The sequence below is a fragment of the Blautia sp. DFI.3.45 genome, from assembly GCF_020593505.1.
Lineage (GTDB): Bacteria > Bacillota > Clostridia > Lachnospirales > Lachnospiraceae > Blautia_A > Blautia_A wexlerae.
This window is the reverse complement of record NZ_JAJDMI010000057.1, coordinates 1-19,083: the sequence shown is the minus strand read 5'-3', so window position 1 is coordinate 19,083 and position 19,083 is coordinate 1. Positions and strand designations below refer to the sequence as shown.

The 19,083-nt window shown below is 42.0% G+C and carries 23 protein-coding genes; 20 read left to right on the top strand and 3 right to left on the bottom strand.

The features are described 5' to 3' along the window. The first annotated feature begins 2 nt into the window (after nt 1-2). The 9 genes from LJE09_RS15065 to LJE09_RS15020 all read left to right on the top strand — a co-directional run bounded on the left by LJE09_RS15065 (nt 3) and on the right by LJE09_RS15020 (nt 8,329). The gene (locus LJE09_RS15065; protein ID WP_227311515.1) at nt 3-866 is read left to right on the top strand and encodes an ABC transporter ATP-binding protein; all 864 of its coding nucleotides are present in this window, start codon (nt 3-5) and stop codon (nt 864-866) included. Continuing rightward, nucleotides 859-1,653 carry an ABC transporter permease gene (locus LJE09_RS15060; protein WP_025580815.1) on the top strand — a complete coding sequence of 265 codons (795 nt, stop codon included), beginning with the start codon at nt 859-861 and terminating at the stop codon, nt 1,651-1,653. The genes LJE09_RS15065 and LJE09_RS15060 overlap by 8 nt, the downstream gene beginning before the upstream one ends. Nucleotides 1,654-1,665: 12 nt before the next feature. Next, on the top strand, nt 1,666-2,481 hold the full coding sequence (locus LJE09_RS15055; RefSeq protein WP_173700266.1) for an ABC transporter permease: 816 nt from the start codon (nt 1,666-1,668) through the stop codon (nt 2,479-2,481). 5 nt (nt 2,482-2,486) lie between these two features. After that, nucleotides 2,487-2,948 carry a hypothetical protein gene (locus LJE09_RS15050; protein ID WP_173700264.1) on the top strand — a complete coding sequence of 154 codons (462 nt, stop codon included), beginning with the start codon at nt 2,487-2,489 and terminating at the stop codon, nt 2,946-2,948. 777 nt (nt 2,949-3,725) lie between these two features. Beyond that, a complete protein-coding gene (locus LJE09_RS15040) occupies nt 3,726-4,499 on the top strand; it encodes a MurR/RpiR family transcriptional regulator (RefSeq protein ID WP_025580811.1) in 774 nt (257 codons plus the stop codon). Between the two features lie 260 nt (nt 4,500-4,759). Further along, entirely contained in the window at nt 4,760-5,068 is a 309-nt protein-coding gene (locus tag LJE09_RS15035; protein ID WP_044996848.1) for a PTS sugar transporter subunit IIB, read from the top strand. A gap of 58 nt (nt 5,069-5,126) precedes the next feature. Further along, entirely contained in the window at nt 5,127-6,440 is a 1,314-nt protein-coding gene (locus tag LJE09_RS15030; RefSeq protein WP_025580809.1) for a PTS sugar transporter subunit IIC, read from the top strand. A gap of 42 nt (nt 6,441-6,482) precedes the next feature. Continuing rightward, on the top strand, nt 6,483-6,800 hold the full coding sequence (locus LJE09_RS15025) for a PTS lactose/cellobiose transporter subunit IIA (protein WP_025580808.1): 318 nt from the start codon (nt 6,483-6,485) through the stop codon (nt 6,798-6,800). Nucleotides 6,801-6,898: 98 nt separating this feature from the next. Beyond that, on the top strand, nt 6,899-8,329 hold the full coding sequence (locus tag LJE09_RS15020; protein ID WP_227311514.1) for a 6-phospho-beta-glucosidase: 1,431 nt from the start codon (nt 6,899-6,901) through the stop codon (nt 8,327-8,329). Between the two features lie 28 nt (nt 8,330-8,357). Here the strand turns inward: LJE09_RS15020 and LJE09_RS15015 are convergent, their stop codons facing one another. After that, the gene (locus LJE09_RS15015; RefSeq protein ID WP_025580844.1) at nt 8,358-8,615 is read right to left on the bottom strand and encodes a DUF6061 family protein; all 258 of its coding nucleotides are present in this window, start codon (nt 8,613-8,615) and stop codon (nt 8,358-8,360) included. 609 nt (nt 8,616-9,224) lie between these two features. Between LJE09_RS15015 and LJE09_RS15010 the strand changes: the two genes are divergently transcribed. The 5 genes from LJE09_RS15010 (at nt 9,225) to LJE09_RS14990 (ending at nt 13,259) form a co-directional block, all read left to right on the top strand. Next, nucleotides 9,225-9,914 (top strand): response regulator transcription factor, encoded by a 690-nt coding sequence (locus tag LJE09_RS15010; protein ID WP_025580846.1) that lies wholly within the window; start codon nt 9,225-9,227, stop codon nt 9,912-9,914. Continuing rightward, the gene (locus LJE09_RS15005; protein WP_055153916.1) at nt 9,911-10,852 is read left to right on the top strand and encodes a HAMP domain-containing histidine kinase; all 942 of its coding nucleotides are present in this window, start codon (nt 9,911-9,913) and stop codon (nt 10,850-10,852) included. Before LJE09_RS15010 ends, LJE09_RS15005 begins: the two co-directional genes overlap by 4 nt. A gap of 98 nt (nt 10,853-10,950) precedes the next feature. Beyond that, nucleotides 10,951-11,874 (top strand): ABC transporter ATP-binding protein, encoded by a 924-nt coding sequence (locus tag LJE09_RS15000; RefSeq protein ID WP_055153914.1) that lies wholly within the window; start codon nt 10,951-10,953, stop codon nt 11,872-11,874. Next, entirely contained in the window at nt 11,867-12,574 is a 708-nt protein-coding gene (locus LJE09_RS14995; RefSeq protein WP_025580849.1) for a hypothetical protein, read from the top strand. The genes LJE09_RS15000 and LJE09_RS14995 overlap by 8 nt, the downstream gene beginning before the upstream one ends. 271 nt (nt 12,575-12,845) lie before the next feature. Then, nucleotides 12,846-13,259 carry a sigma factor-like helix-turn-helix DNA-binding protein gene (locus tag LJE09_RS14990; RefSeq protein WP_025580852.1) on the top strand — a complete coding sequence of 138 codons (414 nt, stop codon included), beginning with the start codon at nt 12,846-12,848 and terminating at the stop codon, nt 13,257-13,259. 183 nt (nt 13,260-13,442) lie between these two features. On the opposite strand, the gene LJE09_RS14985 is transcribed toward LJE09_RS14990, so the two are convergent. Both LJE09_RS14985 and LJE09_RS14980 read right to left on the bottom strand, forming a co-directional pair. Then, nucleotides 13,443-14,831, bottom strand: coding sequence for a HAMP domain-containing sensor histidine kinase (locus tag LJE09_RS14985; protein ID WP_025580854.1), 1,389 nt, complete (start codon nt 14,829-14,831; stop codon nt 13,443-13,445). A 4-nt stretch (nt 14,832-14,835) separates the two neighbouring features. Then, nucleotides 14,836-15,537 (bottom strand): response regulator transcription factor, encoded by a 702-nt coding sequence (locus tag LJE09_RS14980; protein ID WP_025580856.1) that lies wholly within the window; start codon nt 15,535-15,537, stop codon nt 14,836-14,838. 156 nt (nt 15,538-15,693) lie between these two features. Here LJE09_RS14980 and LJE09_RS14975 point away from each other — a divergent pair, with 156 nt between their 5' ends. From LJE09_RS14975 to LJE09_RS14950, 6 genes are read left to right on the top strand one after another with little or no spacing between them, the layout of a single operon-like run. Then, nucleotides 15,694-16,458 (top strand): ABC transporter ATP-binding protein, encoded by a 765-nt coding sequence (locus LJE09_RS14975; RefSeq protein WP_024739067.1) that lies wholly within the window; start codon nt 15,694-15,696, stop codon nt 16,456-16,458. Beyond that, nucleotides 16,455-17,180, top strand: coding sequence for an ABC transporter permease (locus LJE09_RS14970; protein WP_227311513.1), 726 nt, complete (start codon nt 16,455-16,457; stop codon nt 17,178-17,180). Before LJE09_RS14975 ends, LJE09_RS14970 begins: the two co-directional genes overlap by 4 nt. A 15-nt stretch (nt 17,181-17,195) precedes the next feature. Then, complete coding sequence (locus tag LJE09_RS14965; protein ID WP_227311512.1) at nt 17,196-17,960, top strand: ABC transporter permease; 765 nt, start codon at nt 17,196-17,198, stop codon at nt 17,958-17,960. Between the two features lie 4 nt (nt 17,961-17,964). Continuing rightward, on the top strand, nt 17,965-18,261 hold the full coding sequence (locus tag LJE09_RS14960) for a hypothetical protein (RefSeq protein ID WP_173701306.1): 297 nt from the start codon (nt 17,965-17,967) through the stop codon (nt 18,259-18,261). A 10-nt stretch (nt 18,262-18,271) separates the two neighbouring features. After that, a complete protein-coding gene (locus LJE09_RS14955) occupies nt 18,272-18,739 on the top strand; it encodes a hypothetical protein (protein ID WP_025581351.1) in 468 nt (155 codons plus the stop codon). A 13-nt stretch (nt 18,740-18,752) separates the two neighbouring features. Then, the gene (locus tag LJE09_RS14950) at nt 18,753-19,001 is read left to right on the top strand and encodes a response regulator (RefSeq protein ID WP_025581352.1); all 249 of its coding nucleotides are present in this window, start codon (nt 18,753-18,755) and stop codon (nt 18,999-19,001) included. The last annotated feature ends 82 nt before the right edge of the window (nt 19,002-19,083 follow it).

The window sequence follows — 19,083 nt, the reverse complement described above, 5'->3', positions numbered from 1 at the left end:
GTGTGGCTGACTTAAATATCCATGTGAAGCGTGGGAGAATTTATGGTCTGCTGGGCAGAAACGGAGCCGGAAAAACCACTACTATGAAAATGTTGTTGGGCTTAACGAAGCCGACTTCCGGGGAGGTCAAAATCTGGGGGAAACCCTTGCAGGGGAATGAAAAGAAATTGCTGCCCCGTATTGGTAGCTTGATTGAGTCTCCCGGCTTTTATCCCAATCTGACCGGCACAGAGAACCTGCGTATCTTTGCTACCCTGCGGGGCGTACCAAACAATCATGCCATCAAAGATGCTCTGGATCTGGTAGGACTGCCTTACAAAGATAAAAAGCTCTTTTCACAGTATTCTCTTGGTATGAAGCAGCGGCTTGCCATCGCCCTTGCCGTTATGCACGATCCAGAACTTTTAATTTTGGATGAGCCGATCAACGGTCTTGATCCTATCGGTATTGCAGAAGTACGCTCCTTTATTCGGGAGCTTTGCGACGCAAGAGGAAAAACCATTTTGATTTCCAGTCACATTCTTTCGGAGATTTCCCTGCTGGCTGACGATATTGGAATTATCGACCACGGCGCATTGCTGGAAGAAGAAAGCCTTGCTGAACTGGAGCAAAAAAGCAGTAAGCATATCCGGTTTACGCTCTCTGATACTGCACAGGCAGCAAGAATTTTGGAACGCAATTTCCATGAAACCCATTTTTCCATACAGGACGACCACAATCTGCGCCTGCACAACCTTGATCTGCCCGTAGGGAAAATTGTAACTGCCTTTGTGGAAAACGGGTTGGAGGTATCGGAGGCTGCAACTTCAGAAGAAAGCCTTGAAGATTACTTCAAGCGTGTGACGGGAGGCGAGGGAATTGCTTAAACTGATTAAATGTGAATTTTTGAAATTGAAACGCAAGCCGCTGGTATTTATTTCTGTGTTCCTTTCCACCTTGCTTCCATTGGCTTATGCTATTTTTCTGGCAGATGCGAACACGGATGTGGATGCTACGAACAATATGATGTCCGGTCTGTTTCAGCTCAGCGCATATCTTCTTTTGATGCCGCTTCTTGTGATACTGGCTTCCAATCTGTTATTTGAGGAGCTGGACAATGATACTTTGAAAAATCTTGTTACCATACCGGTAAATAGAACCAAGCTGGTGCTTTCTAAGATGATGGTTTTACTGATATTTGCCATTGGTTTTATGGCGGTTGGAGCGTTGGTAAATCTTGCTGTTTTGCTGATCCAGGGATGGAATCCGGTGGGATTCTGGAAATTGTTTCAGGTAGGGATAGGAGAGGGAGTGATTATGTGGGTCGGCGCGCTCCCCTGTATTTTGATAGTTGTCCTTCTTGATAAAAACTATATCGTGTCGGTCGTGATAACCTTTTTCTATACTATTTTGAATTATCTTCTCACCAACAACGATGCTTTTCTGACACAGCCCTTTGGTCTGAACGCAGGAACACTGCTTCCGGGGCCGTTGGCGTTTCGCTGGACATTCCAGTTTTATGATTATGGCAGCATCAGCGAAGAGCTGGCAGAGCTGCTGGAACGGATAAGCCCGTATTTTTTGAATGATATACAGGTGTTCGGCGTGGCATTTGCGGAAGCCGCTGTATTTCTTGCGCTGATAGCGATGGTTTACCGGCGTCGTGAGATTTAAGGGGGTGTGATTATGTGGAATTTATTAAAATCGGAATTACTGAAACTGCGCCGGTGTCAGATCCTTTGGGTGGGGTTGGTGGCGCTTGCACTCTGTCCGTTGGTGCAATATGGAAGCCAGTTGATTGTTGAGCCGGAGTATCGAAATCCAAACTATGATTTTCCCATGCTTTTTGCGAATGTTGTATGGGGCAATACCCAGATGTTTTTCCCGATTTCACTGGTGATGATCGGCAGCTGGCTGATTGACAGAGAATCCACCCATGATACGCTGAAAAACATCATGACAATTCCTGTTTCTATGCCGGACGTGTTAGGGGCCAAGCTCTTCTGGGTTGGTATTCTTACGGTTCTGTTGGGAATTTACAGTGTTGGCGTTACCCTAATCACTGGACTGGCGGTTGGATTATCGGGACTGACAGCGGAAGTATTTTTTCATGGCGGTACACAGATCGTGTTAGCGGGTCTGACGACCTATATGGTCTGTATGCCCCTAATCCTGATTTTTGGACAGATCCGAGGGGCATATCTAGGAGGTTCCATTCTGGCGTTCTTCCTTGGATACAGCCTGATGTTTTTCAAAGGCGGCATTCTTGCCAGCATCTATCCGTTTTCTGCTGCACTGATTTTAGTGGGCTTTGACATGAGTGAATATGCCGGAACAACCACAGCCCCGAACCCTTTGCTGGCGGTCATTGGGGTTGGCATCATGGTTCTCTGGGCTGTGCTTTTATTAGTGATGTCCAGCAACAAAAAAGAAATGAAAGCCCGTAAACAGACAAAGGCCAAGGGAAGAGGAAAGCGTGCTGTACGCAGGAAAGGAAGGTGATACCTGTGAAGAAAATAGTTCTATCACTATGCCTGATACTGTGTGGTGTCTCTATACTTTCCGGTTGTACAAAAGATGAAGTTCTCGATCAGTATAATAATATTGTGCAGTCTGCTGGTTCCATAGCGCTTACCGGAAATTCGTCCTTACAAGGCACGAAAGAAAAAGGGATTGATGATTATACCGGATGCTATACAGCCGACTATGAGAATTTTTCAGATACAGAGTATTTGTTTGGGGGAACTTCTATAAAGCGAGAAGCTGGTAAGGAGTTGTCTATTGATTGCACTTTGGAGGTTACGGAGGGAACTGCAAAAGTATTTTGGATTTCTGGATCTGATGAAGCAGTCACTTTGCTTGAAACAACCGGAACATATAGTGATACAATTACACTCCCTGAAGGTGGAAACTATATCGGCATTGAATGTGAAAATTTCACTGGAAGCATTGAATTGAATATGGAGTAACATTCTGCCGGACGACGGCAAAAGAAAAAAAGCCGTCGTAAAGCAGACACATTTCCACGCGCCTATGAAGCGGCGGCTTTGATTTGCAGAGCCGCCGTTTCTTTTCGTTTTTGGGTGGAAAAATCTGTAAAATTGGTTTTCTTGTCTGAGAAATCAGACCTGAGAGATATAGAACGCTCAGATTAGATTTACAAAAAATCTAGTCTGGGCGTTTTTTTAGTCCAGTGAAAAGGAGGTCAAACATGAATATAGGTAGTGAGAAACAGAGAGACCATGATGAAAAAGTTGTGGAGATAGAAATGAAGGACGTTTTTGACGTCTGCTCTTGACATGCCCGAAATCATGTCGTATATATATAGCAAGAGCTGGAATACTGATCCAGATAAGCATTATTACAACATACACAATTTCAAAATCAGAAATTGTTAATGCACAGGCAATGTACAGCAATACCATCGGAAATGAGATATAATATTGTTTTTTTCATATTTCAAAAAAGAGAATAAAGAAATGTCAGAAAAAAGATGTTATACAGTTCAAGAGTTACAGGAAATCTTAGGAGTCAGTAGGTCTACTATTTATAATCGTTGCTGATGAAGTCGATTCGGAACTTCTGGCAAAAGTATTGGCTAATCCAGAGATGTGGGCATTTCTCAATTCACTGGTGAAGACGATGAAGTAATGAAAAACACGATTAAAATGCGGGATAAACACTGCTTCTAAAGAACATAATATGATTATGGAATAGAGAGAAAAACAGAAGGGAACTGAATTCATATGTTTACGCATGAGATGATAAAATCTTTTAATCAGTTGGAGATGGATGTGTATAATTACATCATCAGCAATGAAGAGAAAGTAGTATATATGAAAGTACGTGAACTGGCAGAGGAGGTTCATGTTTCGACAACAACGATCCTTCGCTTTTGTAAAAAGGTAGGATGCGAGGGATATTCTGAATTCCGTTTGAAATTAAAACAGGAAGTCAACAGCAAGGAACAGAAGAAAATCAATATGGATCTTACTGCGGTTAAAGATTTCTTTGAGAGGGTGCAGACACAGGCATTTGCTGAGAATATCCAGGAAGCTGTGAAGTTGCTTATAAAGGCATCGTCAATTATATTTGTAGGTGTGGGAAATTCTTCTATTATAGGAAAGTATGGAGCAAGATATTTTAATAATGTAGGCTGGTTTTCATTTGCTATTGATGATCCGTTCACGCCAGTATTTCGTGGAAAAGGTGAGAGAACAGCTACAATCGCATTGTCTGTATCAGGAGAGACGGAGCAGACCCTGATGTTGGCAGAAAAGTTGAAAAGAAGAGGGAGCAGCCTGATATCTATTACAAATAAGGCAAACTGTTCTTTAGCGAAGATGAGTGACTGCAATATAAATTATTATGTTTCAGAGTATAAGAAAGACGAAAATTATGATTTGACATCACAGATGGCAGTCGTTTTTATTTTGGAATTAATCGGAAGAGAATTGAAGGGCGTCAATAACGATACAGATGATCTGTTTCAAAATGATATGGAAGATTTATTTCATTAAGGTCATAGGGTGTAATGGTACGAATAGTAACCAGATTAGTAACAAAAAAAACAGAATATACGAAAAAGCATCATAATACACAAAAAAGAAAAGAAAAACAGTGCATTTTACACAATAAAGTAGAATGTCCTGTTTTTTTTATGTAACAAATTCTGTCTATATGTAACAGAAACCAGAAACAGGAAAAAGTACTGACAAAACGGAAAATGCTTGTTATACTAGCACCATCAAAGCAAATGAGAAATAGGGAGGAAACAATCATGGTAATTCGATTATTTTGTGCAGCAGGAATGTCAACCAGTCTTCTCGTAAAGAAGATGGAAGAGGCAGCAAAGGAAAAAGGAAAAGATGCGGATATCGCAGCATATCCATTTACAGATATGGAACGCATGATTGAAGGTGTGGATGTAGCACTGCTCGGACCACAGGTAGGATATCAGCTTGGCAGAGCAAAAGAAATCTGTAATCCAAAAGGGGTTCCGGTAGATGTGATTCCAATGCAGGATTATGGAATGTGCAATGGAATGAATGTTTTGAAATTTGCATATAAGCTTGCAAAAAATAAATAAGAGAAAATAAAGATACACAATTTAAAGAAAAATAAAACAGAGCAAAGGGTAGTAGCAAATGAAAGAAAAATTTAACGAAAAAGTAATCCCTGTAATCCTTAAGTTTATTAATACAAAGGGAATACAGTCAATAAAAAATGGTATGGTAACTTCCATGTCTCCGCTGATCATCGGATCAATCTTTTTGATCCTGTCAAACTTTCCGATAAAGGCAGTTGTCGATGTATTAGAGTCTACAGGAATTAAAGCAGTATTAGATCAGGCATGTGGTGCAACATTCTCCATCAGTGCGATGATCGCAGTTATCGGTATCAGCTATAGCTATGCGAAACTGGAAAATCAGGAACCACTCAACTGTGCGATTATTTCACTGGCATCATTCTTGATCCTGATGCCTTCATCCATAACAACAGAAAGTGGAGAAGTTGTTACTGGAATCATTAATAAGACATGGACAGCAGGACAGGGAATGATCGGAGCAATCATTGTTGGATTAATCGTACCACTTGTTTACTGCTGGTTCTTGAAGAAAAATATACGTATTAAGATGCCGGCCGGAGTTCCGGAAGGTGTAACAAATGCATTCTCAGCATTAATCCCAGCATTTGTAATCCTGACAGGGGTTGCAGTAATTCATGGTATCTGTTCTATTGGATTCAACACAACAGGAATGGAAATTATTTATAAAGCCGTTCAGACACCACTTCAGAAAATGACAGACTCCCTTGGTGGAGCAGTTCTGATGTGCTTTACAGGACCATTCCTGTGGTTCTTCGGAGTTCATGGTTCAACAGTAGTTGGTGGAATCATGACAGGACTATTACAGGCAAACAGCCTTGCAAATCAGGCTATTATTGACAGTGGTGTAGAACTTACAATAGCAAACGGAGGCCATATTGTAACACAGCAGTTTTATGATCAGTTTATCAATATAACAGGTGCAGGTATCACAATTGGACTTATAATGTATATGTTCTTCTTTGCAAAATCAAAACAGTTGAAGGCACTTGGTAAAGTGGGAATTATTCCGGCATTATTTGGAATCAATGAGCCAGTCCTGTTTGGTGTTCCGATCGTTATGAATCCAATGCTTGCAGTTCCGTTTATTGGAATGCCTGTGATCGCATGTTTAATCCAGTATTTTGCACTGTATACAGGAATCTGCCCATTATATGGAGCAACACAGATCCCATGGACTTGTCCACCGATTATCTCAGGATTCCTTTTAGGAGGATGGAAAAGTGCTTTGCTTCAGTTAGTGATCCTTTGTGTTTCATTCTTTGTTTATCTGCCATTCATTAAGAAGATTGACAAGATGAATCTGGTTCAGGAGAAGAATCAGCCGGTAGAAGATGAGGATGAAGACTGGTAAGATCAGAATTTAAAAATAATAAAAGCAGGACAGGAGACAAAAATGGACGAAAAATTTGAATTGGCATGTTTTCAGATTATTACATATGTAGGTACAGCAAGAACACATTTTATCAATGCGATCCAGTGTGCGAAAGAAGGAAAATATGATGAGGCAGCAGAGCTGATCAAACAAGGAGATGAAGCCTTTTCACTTGGACACAACGCTCATGCAGACCTTCTGACAATGGATGCAAATGGTGAAATTTCCAATGGATACATGCTTCTGATGCATGCAGAAGATCAGCTTATGAGTGCAGAAGGATTCCGCATTCTTGCAGATGAATTCATTGCACTGTATAAGAGAATTGATGAGAAATAATCATCAAGATGTAATTGAATATAGAAACAGAAAAGTTGGGGGCAAAAGCTCCCAACACTATTATACAAAGCAATTAAGATAACAGGAAGGAAATAACAATGGGATTTCGAAAAGATTTTCTCTGGGGCGGCGCAGTTGCTGCCCATCAGCTAGAAGGTGCCTATGATCGAGATGGAAAAGGCTTGAGCATTATGGACGTTGTAACCAGCGGAGATGTAAATACAAGAAGAAGAATAACAGGTGAAATACTAAAAGGCGAGAATTATCCGAATCATGAAGCAATCGATTTTTATGATTACTATAAAGAAGATATCCGCTTATTTGCGGAAATGGGATTCAAGTGTTTCCGTACAAGTATTGCATGGACACGTATCTTCCCAAATGGTGATGAAGAACAGCCGAATGAAGCCGGATTAAAATTCTATGATGACATGTTTGATGAATGTCTGAAATATGGGATCGAACCAGTAATTACACTGAGTCATTTTGAGATTCCTCTGTATCTTGTACAAGAGTACGGTGGATGGAGAAACAGAAAACTGATTGATTTCTTCGTGAAATTTGCAGTAACTTGCTTTGAACGATACAAAGACAAAGTAAAATACTGGATGACATTTAATGAGATTAATAACCAGGCAGATATCGGTGATGGATTTATGCTTTATGCTAATTCCGGGATTGTAGTTAAACCAGAAGAAAATGCGGAAGAATTGATGTATCAGGCATCACACTATGAACTGGTTGCCAGTGCCGAAGCGATAAAAGCAGGACATGAGATCAATCCGGAATTTCAGATTGGCTGCATGATCGCAATGTGCCCGATCTATCCGGCCACCTGCCGTCCGGAAGATATACTGCAGGCTGAAAAAGCCATGCAGAAAAGATATTATTATACAGATGTGCATGTAAAAGGAGAATACCCTGTAAATATTTTGAAATACTGGGAAAGAAAAGACCTTAAGATTGACGTAACAGAAGAAGATCTTGCAGTGTTAAAACAGGGCTGTGTCGATTATATCGGTTTCAGTTATTATATGTCTTTCTGTACAAAAGCAGAACCAGACAATCCGGAATATGATTACCGTGGAGAAAAGGATCGTATAAAGAACCAGTATGTAAAGACAAGTGAATGGGGATGGCAGATTGATCCGATCGGACTGCGCTATTCATTGAATTGGTTTACAGATCGATACAAAGTACCACTATTTATTGTAGAAAATGGATTTGGAGCATATGATACGTTAGAAGCGGATGGAAGTATTCACGATTCATACCGTATGGAATATCTGCAGCACCACATTTCAGAAATGAAAAAGGCAGTAGAGGAAGATGGTGTAGATTTGATAGGTTATACACCATGGGGATGCATCGACCTTGTCAGTGCAGGAAGCGGTGAGATGGATAAGCGATATGGATTCATCTATGTGGATAAACATAACGATGGAACAGGAGACTTGTCCAGAAGAAAGAAAGATTCTTTCGAGTGGTATAAAGAAGTTATTTCAACAAACGGCGAAAATATTAATTAGTTAATTGAATGACTATTAAAAAAAGTGTCTATATCAAGGAACGATAAAAGGTTCTGATATAGACACTTTGACTAACCGATACATCAAGCAAGTTTCCATCAAGATATAATCTTGCATATTCAAGAGGTTCATCAATGGTGAGTGCGTTTAATGCACAGTCTGATCCTGGTGTGGTTTTTAAGTCCTTTTCAGCTTCCCAACAGTCAATGCGGAGCATATAGCCAACAGAGGTGTAAACATCAATACTGTTGTGCTTGGGATTGTATTCTGCAAATATTGTTCTCATCATATCAAATCTCCTTATCGTTAAATCAATCATTTGTTGCAAAAATCAGAAGCATTTCAATCAGTTCACCATGTCACTTTTATTTTGTGTTATACTGTTTTATATGTGCGAGCTGTGAAATCAGCATAGCTGATTTCCCCTAGCGAGCGGAAGAAATTCTGCAAACTTTGGTAAGCTGATAACAATACAGTAGGAAAAGCCTATCAGGTAAGGTCTAACCAACCGCCTGTACCGAGTCCTTGGAACTGAAGTGGTAACACCAGGTTTAAGCGTAGGACAGGGAGCAACAGAGCCGAAACGAAAGTGAAGCGATTGAGCTGGGAAATTAGTATGAGGTTGGAAATGGTCGATGTGTTGTATTGCACAGTAGACAACACTGCTGTAACCGCTACGGTGAGGTTATGGCGGCATCCCCCAGTCTGAGAGCTTGGCGAGGTTGATGATAAGTATGTTATCGGAACAGCTGAGGTCCTGTCATTTCCTCGTAAGAGGTATGGAAACCAAAACAAAGAAATGCGTCAGGAATCCAAATGAATGGCAGGAAGTCGACACACCCTAAAACTGCGGAGAAGCCGGTTGATAGGCGTAGAAAGGAAGGAAAAAAGAATAATGAAAATTCTCTTAATCGAAGATGATATAGAAATAAGTGAAATGTTATGTAGCTATCTTATAGCAGAAAATTTTGAAGTTGTCTGTGCTGCTGATGGCCAAAAGGCATGTGAGGCTTTCGATATTGGTTCTTATAGTATCGTCTTATTGGATTTGATGATTCCCCAAATTACAGGTATGAATGTAATGAAGTATATTCGTCAAAAAAGTACGGTGCCAATTATCATCATTTCTGCAAAGGATTCGGATTCCGACAAAACTTTAGGATTGGGCCTTGGCGCGGATGATTATATTACAAAACCGTTTTCCATAACGGAGGTTATGGCGCGTATTAAAGCAAACATACGGAGAAATACCGAATATGCTGCCGTACAGCTAGAGCAAACAAAACTTGTGTGTGGAACATTGGTTATGAACCTGGAAAATCACACCGTCACAAAATTAGGCCAGATTGTCGAACTAACCGCAAAAGAGTTTAATATTTTACGGCTGCTGATGGAAAATCCCAGAAGGGTCTATACAAAGGCTCAAATCTATTCTTTGATCTGGAACGACGCCTATATGGGGGATGAAAATGCCGTCAATGTCCACATTAGCCGTTTACGAACGAAAATTGAGGATGATCCACGAAAGCCGCAAGTTGTTATAACCGTATGGGGGATTGGCTATAAGCTGGGAGAACAGAAATGAGCAATGCGACAATTATCTTTTTATTGACCATCTGTATTGTGATTTTAGTCTGTATCATTGTGTATCAGCAGTTTGTATTCCATAACGGAACAAAAGCAAAAATACATGAGATCAGCAGCAAATTGAAGGAACTTCTTGACACCGGTAGCGACGAAAAGGTGACCGTCTTTACTGATAATAGGGCACTGATAGAGCTTGCGACACAAATCAATCGAATGTTAGAAGATCGGCAGAAAGTAAAAGTGGAGTATCGGCGGACTGAAATGGCATCCAAAAAGATGTTATCTAACATTTCCCACGACATTAAAACACCCATGACAGTGATTCTTGGCTATTTGGAGATTATGCGTCTAAACGGAACCCAAAGTAATGAAATGTTGCAAAAGATAGAAAGCACTGCTCGTCGGGTAATGGGATTGATTACACAGTTCTTTACGCTTGCTAAATTAGAGGCTGGCGATATAGATATGCCATTGGAGCGTTTGAATGCGAACGAAGCCTGCCGGGAAAATATTTTGGATTTCTATGAACTCCTTTCACAAAAAGACTTTCAAGTTGAACTCGACATACCCGATCAAGCGTTGTATGCAAATGCCAATAAAGATGCGTTACAAAGAATAATGTTCAATTTAATTTCCAATGCAATTCGCTATGGCGGCGATGGAAAATATTTAGGTATGTTTCTGCGGGCAGATCAGGCACATATCTATATAGACATTGTGGACAGGGGCCGTGGAATTGAAAAAGAATTTGCTGCGTCTGTTTTTGATCGACTGTTTACAATGGAAGATTCTCGAAATAGCGCCATGCAAGGAAATGGTCTTGGTCTGACGATTGCAAAAAACCTTGCATTGCAGTTGGGTGGTGATATTACTTTAGAAAGTCATCCGCACCAGAAAACGGTTTTCACTATTACGCTCAAGAAAATGGCCTATTAAAACATAGGTCATTTTTTCAAGAAAGAAATTTGTAAGAATTATTCAAGAGTTTTGAAAATCGAACTTTCTATAATGTCAGTAGAAAGGAGGGCAAAACAATGCCATTTATTTTACAAACAAACGGGCTTACTAAAAAGATCGGTAGTAAGACACTTGTCACTGATGTTAATATTCATATCCCCAAAGGGGAAATTTATGGTTTTCTCGGTCCTAACGGAGCTGGTAAAACCACGGTGATGAAGATGATTACTAACCTTTGGAAACCTACCAGTGGTACGATTGAGGTGTTTGGAGAGGTATTGACGCCAAAATCCTATGAAGGCTTAAAAAGAATGGGAAGTATCATCGAGTTCCCAACCTTTTATGACCACATGACCGGGCGTGAGAATTTACAGCTTCATTGTGAGTATATGGGCTATTACAATGTTGACAGTGTTGAGAGTGCGCTGCAAATGTTGGACTTGACCGCAGCCGCCGATCAGCCGGTCAAGAGTTATTCCCTCGGCATGAAAGAACGCCTCGGAATTGCAAGAGCCATTATGTGCAAGCCAGAACTGCTTATTCTCGACGAACCCACAAACGGCCTTGATCCAGCAGGGATGAAACAGATCCGTGATTTATTAAAAACACTTTGTTCGGAGTACGGCATTACCGTTATGATTTCAAGTCACATTTTATCTGAAGTGGAGAGTATTGCGGATACAATTGGTATTATCCATCGCGGAAAAATGATGAAAGAAATTCGTATGCAAGATATTGAGGAAATGAACCTCAATTATGTGGAGCTTTCTGTAACGGATGAAAAGCGGGCTGCCTATGTCTTGACTGAAAAGTTGGGTCTGCAAAATTTTAAGATTCTTGACAGCGGTAAAATTCGCATATATGACCATGCAGCGTCTACCCAGCAGTTGACGAAAATACTGGCTCTGAATGATGTCGAAGTTGTGAGCATTGGAAAGAAATCTGAAACGCTGGAGGACTACTTCTTGAAGCTGACCGGGGAGGTGAAATATCATGCTTAAACTCATTAGGCTGGAATGGAAAAAGAATAATGTAGGCAAGTACATTCGCAATGTGGTTATCGTGTCGGCTCTGATCTGCCTGTTCATATTTGCCCTTTGCTATTTGGGAATTGCCAATGATCCTGATACGGGTGTTCCTGATGCGGCGCCGGGTAACAGTGCGATTTCTTCCTCTATCGAGCTGTTTACAAGCATGGCTTTTCTGGTGTTTACCAGTGTCATGTTGTCCACATACATTGTGAGCGCCTATAAAAACAAAACCATGAGCTTAATGTTTTCGTATCCAATTAAGCGACAGAAAATTCTCATTTCTCAAATGTTAGCTGTATGGATTTTCAATTTCGTGGCTCTGGTGCTGACAAAACTATTGATTTACGGCTGCATTTTACTTGGTTCACAATTCATGGTTTCCTCATTCCCACTGGACTACAATATGGCAAGTATGGGGTTCTATATTCAGTTACTCTTAAAGTCCGTTGTCATTGTAACCATGAGTTTTATCGCCTTGTTTATTGGTATGGCTATGAAGTCCTCAAAAGCTACCATCGTATCATCTTTTCTGCTGATCTTTTTGACACAGGCTAATGTGGGCGATTTTTCTTTGGCGGATAATGCCATTCTTCCTGTTGTACTTATGGTACTTTCCTTAATTTTTGCATTTCTCTCGATTTACAATGTAGAAACTAAGGATTTGACATAAATGCTCAACGAAATGAAAGTTCTTATAGTGATGCCAATTATAAATTGATATTAAGAGTTAATTAAACTGCCGGACGACGGCAAAGAAAAAAAGCCGTCGTACAGCAGACACATTTCCACGCGCCTATGAAGCGGCGGCTTTGAGAAAATCAGAGCCGCCGTTTCTTTTTGTTGTCGATTTTTCGGGAAAGCTCCCGAAGTATGTCGTTGCCGATCTCCGCCTCCTTTCGGTTCACTCGTCAATCGCCTGTGAATCGAAATGGAGGTACATAATGAAGAAAGTCAATCTTAGGGACTTATATCCCGATGTTTACAAAAATGATCACTTTGTAGAAGTAACGGAAGATGTGCTGGAGACGATCCGAGCCGCTGAGCGCGCAGAGGCTGCCTATGACCGGAGGATGTATCGCTATAAGGCGCATTACTCCCTGGACTGTGACAATGGCATTGAAAATGCGATCCTGATGAAGCCCCAGACACCGGAAATGCTTTTGGAGGAAAAGCAGCTGCGGGAGCAGCTCTATACCGCAGTGATGGCTCTGCCGGAGAAGCAGGCTAAGCGGATCTATGCCCGGTATTACCTGGGGATGCGTGTAAGCGAGATTGCCGCAGCGGAGGATGTAGATCCAAGCCGTGTTCGTGACAGTATCCGGCGTGGTCTGAAGCAGCTGGCAAAGTATTTTTAGGATAGAATAACAAAGGGCGCAAGGTCTCAAAGTGCTTCTGGTACAGGACCTTGCGCCCCATCTATTGCAGTAGCTTTAGAGGAGTATTTCGCAGAGTTGTCTTTGGATGCAAAAGAAGCAGGAGACCTTTTCAGATTTCCGGCTTCTTTTGTGCTAGTGATAAATATCCAAAATGCTTTTGACTTAACTCAAGTGGGCTTTTGGGATTGTATCTATAGAGTCAAAAGTCAATATGATTTTACATCCACAGTTAATCTTACTGTCAATGGTCATAGTCCCTTCATGTGCCGCTACAATTTGTCGAACCAAAACAAGACCCAGCCCATGTCGAAGATCTAAGCGCTCATCTGTGCTTTCTAAATAATGAGGTTTTTCTTTTAGTTCTTGTAGTTTTTCTTCAGAGAGTCCTATACCATCGTCTTGCACAATAAGCTGAATGGTATTTTCCATCCGTCTTAAAGATAACAGAATCCTACATCCCAGCGGGTTGTGCTTCATACTATTTTGAACAAGATTATTCACGGCTCGTGAAATCAATCTGGCATCACATTCTAACATAGTGTTTTCAGCATCAGTAGCAATTTCAATTCCAATATTATAGCTATCGGAAATTCCCATGTTCAATAGGTCTGCTACATAGGATCGCAGCAATTTGGATAAGCGAACCATCTCTTTGTGAAGTGGCTGCATTTCATATTCCAACTGTGAGACTAAATTCAAATCCTGCACCAGTTCTTTGATTTTTACGCTTTGCTTCCGTACTATTTCAGCCTGTTCTTGGATGGTCTGGCTGGCAGATTCATTTTCCGCAATGCGACCCGCATACCCCATAATCATGGAGAGCGGTGTGCGGATGTCATGGGAAACACCGCTGATCCAGTTCGCCCGCGCTTCATTTTGTCTGTTCAAAATAGAAGAAGCCTTGTTCACGCTATTGGCAATTTCCGATAGTTCGCCGCTGATATGAAGTGAAACCGGCTTTCCGTCTGCTAAAGTTTCCACAGCAGACACAATCGGTTCGGTATTACGGATGATTTTGCGTTTGGAGAAATAATAGGCACAAAAGAGGCACAGTACATCCAATCCCAACATTCCAAGCACAAAGACGGGGAGCCGTCGAAGTGCTGAAATGGAATAGTAATTGCTGGTGAGTTTTGTATAGCTGTCTTTTGGATAACCCAATACCAACAGTCCATCATCGGTGTTCCAGACAAAAACCGGATAATCTTCAATATATCCTTTTGAAAACAATGCGACATCTTGAATAGTGTAACTTTCCGGCACTTCATCGGGCAAATCAACCGACCAATAACATTGTCCATCAGCGTTGAGATAAATTGCCCAAATATGATTCTGCCGGAGCTTTTGTACCGCATTGTCTAATAATCGCTCCGGTGTAGCGGCGGCAGCAGTCATTTCCAACATAGATTGCGGGGAAGAATTTCCATAATCCTCAGTCACAATCTTTTGAAAAGTTAGACTAAATACTACTGCGTTAAGAAACAGCAATATCAGGATAAAGGCAGCAAAAGACGCAAGATGTTTCGATATATAACTTGCAAATGATCTCATGGCATCACTTCCTTGCTATCAGCTTATAGCCCAATCCTTTAATGGTTATCAGGGACACAGGTTTTGATGGATCGGTTTCAATTTTTTCCCGGACACGCCGGACATGAGCGTTTAGGCTGTTTTCATAGCCAAAAGGGTTATCACCCCATAATGCTTCACAAAGAGTATCTACGGTAACAATTTTTCCCGCATTGCGGGCAAGGGTTTCCAGCAAGGTGTGTTCTTTGGCAGTTAGAGAAATAATCTCACTACCCTTATGGACTTCGGCTCTACTGAAATCAATCGTACACCCATCTAAAACAAGCAGCGGAGAATCCTCTTTATAAGTTCGGCGCAGCACCGCATAGATACGCAGTAATAATTCCTGTGGCATAAAGGGCTTTGAAATGTAGTCGTCTGCCCCAAGCCCCAAGCCCGATAGTTTGTCTGATGCTTCGTCTTTTGCTGTCAGAAAAATAATCGGCACATTGGTAAAAGTGCGGAGCTGCTGCATCAGAGAAAAGCCATCCCCATCCGGCAGCATGACATCCAAAACAATTAAATCGGGAGTTTCCTCTTTTGCGGTCAAAATAGCTTCTTTGACCGACGTAGCGGTAAGGACAGTTTCAAATCCCGCATCTTTCAATATATCTGATACCATCTTCAATAACTCCTGCTCGTCATCTACCAACAAGAGCCTTTTACTATGCAAAAAGGAATTATCCATAGCATCCTCTCCAATCTGATTTTCTTTATTTTTATTATATCATATGCTGTCCACTTTGCAGCCTCGCTTCTTAAAAAGTAAGGTAAAAGTAAGGACAGGAGAATGTAGATGTCAGGTTGAAGTTGTATCATAAAAACATCGAAAGGAGATGTTTCTATGGACTATATCATTACAACGGAACAGTTGACAAAGAAGTACAAAAATTTCATCTCGGTCAACAATGTTTCGCTTCATATTCGCAAGGGCAGCATTTACGGTTTCCTTGGCCCCAACGGTGCGGGAAAATCCACGACCATGAAAATGCTGCTGGGCCTGACTGCACCGACAAAGGGCAGTTTTACCATTGACGGGAAGCAGTTTCCGGGTGATCGGATTGCCATTCTCAAAGAGATAGGCTCTTTCATTGAAGCTCCGTCTTTCTACGCAAACCTGACCGGGCGGGAAAATCTCGATATTATCCGCCGCATTTTGGGGTTGCCAAAAGCCGATGTGGAAGATGCTCTGGAGTTGGTGGGGCTGACCGAGTTTGGCGACCGGCTGGCAAAGAAGTATTCGCTGGGGATGAAGCAACGCTTGGGCCTTGCCGGGGCACTGTTAGGGCGTCCGCCGATTCTGATCCTGGATGAACCCACCAACGGCCTTGACCCGTCCGGCATCCACGAAATCCGCAATCTGGTAAAATCTTTGCCCAGCCTTTACGACTGCACGGTGCTGATCTCGTCCCATATGCTGTCTGAAATTGAATTGATTGCGGATGACATTGGAATTCTCAACCACGGGCGGCTGCTGTTTGAGGGTAGCATGAATGATCTTCGTCAATACGCCCTGCAATCTGGCTTCGCTGCGGACAATCTGGAAGATGTGTTCCTTTCTATGGTTGAGAAAGACAACATGGATAGAAAGCAGAGGGCAAAATTATGAAAACGCTGGCAATCGAACTTCGGAAAGAAAAGCGAACCGGCGTAATCCCCGTGTTGCTGGCTGTTGGCATCTTGGGAGCTGCCTACGCATTTGTCAATTTCATTGTGCGGAAGGACACGCTTTTGAATCTGCCGTTGGCTCCGATGGATGTCCTGCTGACCCAGCTTTACGGCATGATTATGGTGCTGAACCTGTTCGGCATCGTAGTTGCGGCCTGCATGATCTACAACATAGAGTTTAAGGGAAGCGCTGTCAAGAAGATGTATATGCTTCCCGTAAGCGTTCCCGCGATGTACCTGAGCAAATTTCTGATTCTGACGGTCATGTTTCTGGTTGCAATCATGCTGCAAAATTTGGTACTTGCACAGATTGGCATGACTGACTTACCGGACGGAGCATTTGAAATGGGTACGCTGGTGCGCTTTGCCGGATACTCTTTTATTACATCCATGCCGGTGTTGTCGTTTATGTTGTTGATTTCCTCGCGTTTTGAAAATATGTGGGTGCCGCTTGGAATTGGTGTCGCCGGTTTTCTAAGTGGTATGGCTCTTGCAAATTCGGAGGTGGCACTTTTGCTGGTACATCCTTTTGTGATTATTTTGAAACCGGCGGTAGCTATGAGCGCCCAGCCAGATCTGATAGTTACCCTTGTTGCTTTGGCAGAAACACTGTTGTTCCTTGCCGTAGGCTTGTGGTTAGCGAAATACAGACGCTACGAGTAAGGAGGGATGATAGAAATGAATTTTTGGGATTTACTCAAAATCGAGTTTATGAAAGTAAGACGCTCCAAAATTATACCCTTGATTTTCATTGCGCCTTTATTGGTAGTGATTTCCGGGGTTGCAAGTTTGAGCAACTATTTTACGCCGGAATACACTAATGCGTGGCCTGCCATGTTCATTCAAAGTGCGCTTGTCTACGCCTACTATCTGCTCCCGTTTAGCATGATTGTAGTCTGTGTGATGATCGCAGGGAGAGAAACAGGAAATAACGGGATTCTGAAAATGTTGGCATTACCGGTCAGCCGCTATACATTATCCATTGCAAAGTTTTGTGTGCTTACCTTTTATCTGTTCATGGAAATGGTGGTGTTTCTTGTTGTGTTCGTAATCGCTGGGGCGGTTGCGACACAGACAATGGGAATAACAGAAACCTTACCGATCCTGCATCTGTTGAAATGGTGCTTAGGATTGTTTCTGACAATGCTGCCATGTATTGCGGCTATGTGGGCAATCACCGTACTGTTTGAAAAGCCGCTTCTTTCCGTGGGATTGAATTTGTTGTTTGTGATTCCCGGTGTATTGGTTGCAAATACGCCGCTGTGGATTGTTTACCCGTACTGTTACAGCGGTTATCTCGTATCCTGCTCGCTCCATGATTTTACAGCAGAAACTTCCGATGCTGCATTTTCGATGTTTCCGTTCTTGCCGTGTGCGATTGTAGTGTTTGGTCTGTTTTTCGCGCTGGCTGTCACCCAATTTGGGAAAAAAGAAATGAGGTAAAACTATGGAAAAGAAAAAACTTCAATCAGTCAGTATCGCCGCGCTCATTGTGAGCATATTGCCACTGGCTGCTCTTGCCCCGTCACTCCTGCATTTTTCGCTGTCGGCTGGAATCCGAACTGCTTGGGCCGGAGCCAATATCGTTTTTGTCCTGCTGGGTCTGACCCTTTCAGTGGTATGTGTGCGGAGCAAGGAAAGCCGCAGCATTATCAATATCGCATCCACAGCGATCAGCGTTTTTTGGGCACTGCTGATGGTGGGAATCGTTGCACTTGCCTTGTTCCTTACTTTCGTTCAATGAGGAAACGGCTATGTGTAAAATTGGAAAAATTATTGGATGCTGTCTGATTGCGGTTTCTTTGCTGGCCTTTACTGCCTGCTCCGGCCTCGATAGGTTAAGTGAAAATCTCAAGGATGGAGCAGAGCAATTAAGCAACGCTCTTATAACTCCTTATCAGTCCTTTGAGGGTAGCCGAACTTCGGATAATGATTTTTTTCGGGCCACCTATGACGCTTCTGTAACTGGATTTAACGGACAGGATATTTTAGTTGCAGACACTGACCTCAAGGAAAATGAGTGCCGTGAAATTGTAATCCGATACCAGCTTGATTCCCTTGACGGCAACTGTCAGCTCATTTACATTTCCCCGGACTTAGAGGAGCAAGTGCTTTTTGAATCTGCCAGCGGAAGTGTTGCCGTTCAGCTTCAAGCAGGAGCGAACTACATCGGAATTACCGGTATAGACTTTTCAGGCACAATCCAGATTACCGTGGAGTAAGCGGCAGAATGATATGAAACGAATATTGATAGTGGATGATAACACGGAATATCTGCAAATCCTGTCATCCGTGCTATCGGGTGAATTTGAAACGATTACGGCTACGGGCGTTGAGGACGCATTGGATACACTTCAAACAATCACAGTAGATGCAATTTGCTCCGACTTCAATATGAAAGATGGCACGGGGTTGGATTTACTTGAAAAAATCCGTCAACAAGGTTTGAATAACTGCGCGTCGCATTCTCGTTACTTTCAGTGATGAGTTAGAAGCGCAAATTTTTTTACTAAACAACAGAACAAATGTTTACATAAACCAATACATATGGTATAATATTTATATG

Excerpts from the sequence above, each read along its gene's own strand:
- LJE09_RS15055 (WP_173700266.1), top strand. The coding sequence starts at position 1,666 with ATGTGGAATTTATTAAAATCGGAATTACTGAAACTGCGCCGGTGTCAG.
- LJE09_RS15040 (WP_025580811.1), top strand. The coding sequence starts at position 3,726 with ATGTTTACGCATGAGATGATAAAATCTTTTAATCAGTTGGAGATGGAT.
- LJE09_RS15035 (WP_044996848.1), top strand. The coding sequence starts at position 4,760 with ATGGTAATTCGATTATTTTGTGCAGCAGGAATGTCAACCAGTCTTCTC.
- LJE09_RS15030 (WP_025580809.1), top strand. The coding sequence starts at position 5,127 with ATGAAAGAAAAATTTAACGAAAAAGTAATCCCTGTAATCCTTAAGTTT.
- LJE09_RS15025 (WP_025580808.1), top strand. The coding sequence starts at position 6,483 with ATGGACGAAAAATTTGAATTGGCATGTTTTCAGATTATTACATATGTA.
- LJE09_RS15020 (WP_227311514.1), top strand. The coding sequence starts at position 6,899 with ATGGGATTTCGAAAAGATTTTCTCTGGGGCGGCGCAGTTGCTGCCCAT.
- LJE09_RS15015 (WP_025580844.1), bottom strand. The coding sequence starts at position 8,615 with ATGAGAACAATATTTGCAGAATACAATCCCAAGCACAACAGTATTGAT.
- LJE09_RS15010 (WP_025580846.1), top strand. The coding sequence starts at position 9,225 with ATGAAAATTCTCTTAATCGAAGATGATATAGAAATAAGTGAAATGTTA.
- LJE09_RS15005 (WP_055153916.1), top strand. The coding sequence starts at position 9,911 with ATGAGCAATGCGACAATTATCTTTTTATTGACCATCTGTATTGTGATT.
- LJE09_RS15000 (WP_055153914.1), top strand. The coding sequence starts at position 10,951 with ATGCCATTTATTTTACAAACAAACGGGCTTACTAAAAAGATCGGTAGT.
- LJE09_RS14995 (WP_025580849.1), top strand. The coding sequence starts at position 11,867 with ATGCTTAAACTCATTAGGCTGGAATGGAAAAAGAATAATGTAGGCAAG.
- LJE09_RS14990 (WP_025580852.1), top strand. The coding sequence starts at position 12,846 with ATGAAGAAAGTCAATCTTAGGGACTTATATCCCGATGTTTACAAAAAT.
- LJE09_RS14985 (WP_025580854.1), bottom strand. The coding sequence starts at position 14,831 with ATGAGATCATTTGCAAGTTATATATCGAAACATCTTGCGTCTTTTGCT.
- LJE09_RS14980 (WP_025580856.1), bottom strand. The coding sequence starts at position 15,537 with ATGGATAATTCCTTTTTGCATAGTAAAAGGCTCTTGTTGGTAGATGAC.
- LJE09_RS14975 (WP_024739067.1), top strand. The coding sequence starts at position 15,694 with ATGGACTATATCATTACAACGGAACAGTTGACAAAGAAGTACAAAAAT.
- LJE09_RS14970 (WP_227311513.1), top strand. The coding sequence starts at position 16,455 with ATGAAAACGCTGGCAATCGAACTTCGGAAAGAAAAGCGAACCGGCGTA.
- LJE09_RS14965 (WP_227311512.1), top strand. The coding sequence starts at position 17,196 with ATGAATTTTTGGGATTTACTCAAAATCGAGTTTATGAAAGTAAGACGC.
- LJE09_RS14960 (WP_173701306.1), top strand. The coding sequence starts at position 17,965 with ATGGAAAAGAAAAAACTTCAATCAGTCAGTATCGCCGCGCTCATTGTG.
- LJE09_RS14955 (WP_025581351.1), top strand. The coding sequence starts at position 18,272 with ATGTGTAAAATTGGAAAAATTATTGGATGCTGTCTGATTGCGGTTTCT.
- LJE09_RS14950 (WP_025581352.1), top strand. The coding sequence starts at position 18,753 with ATGAAACGAATATTGATAGTGGATGATAACACGGAATATCTGCAAATC.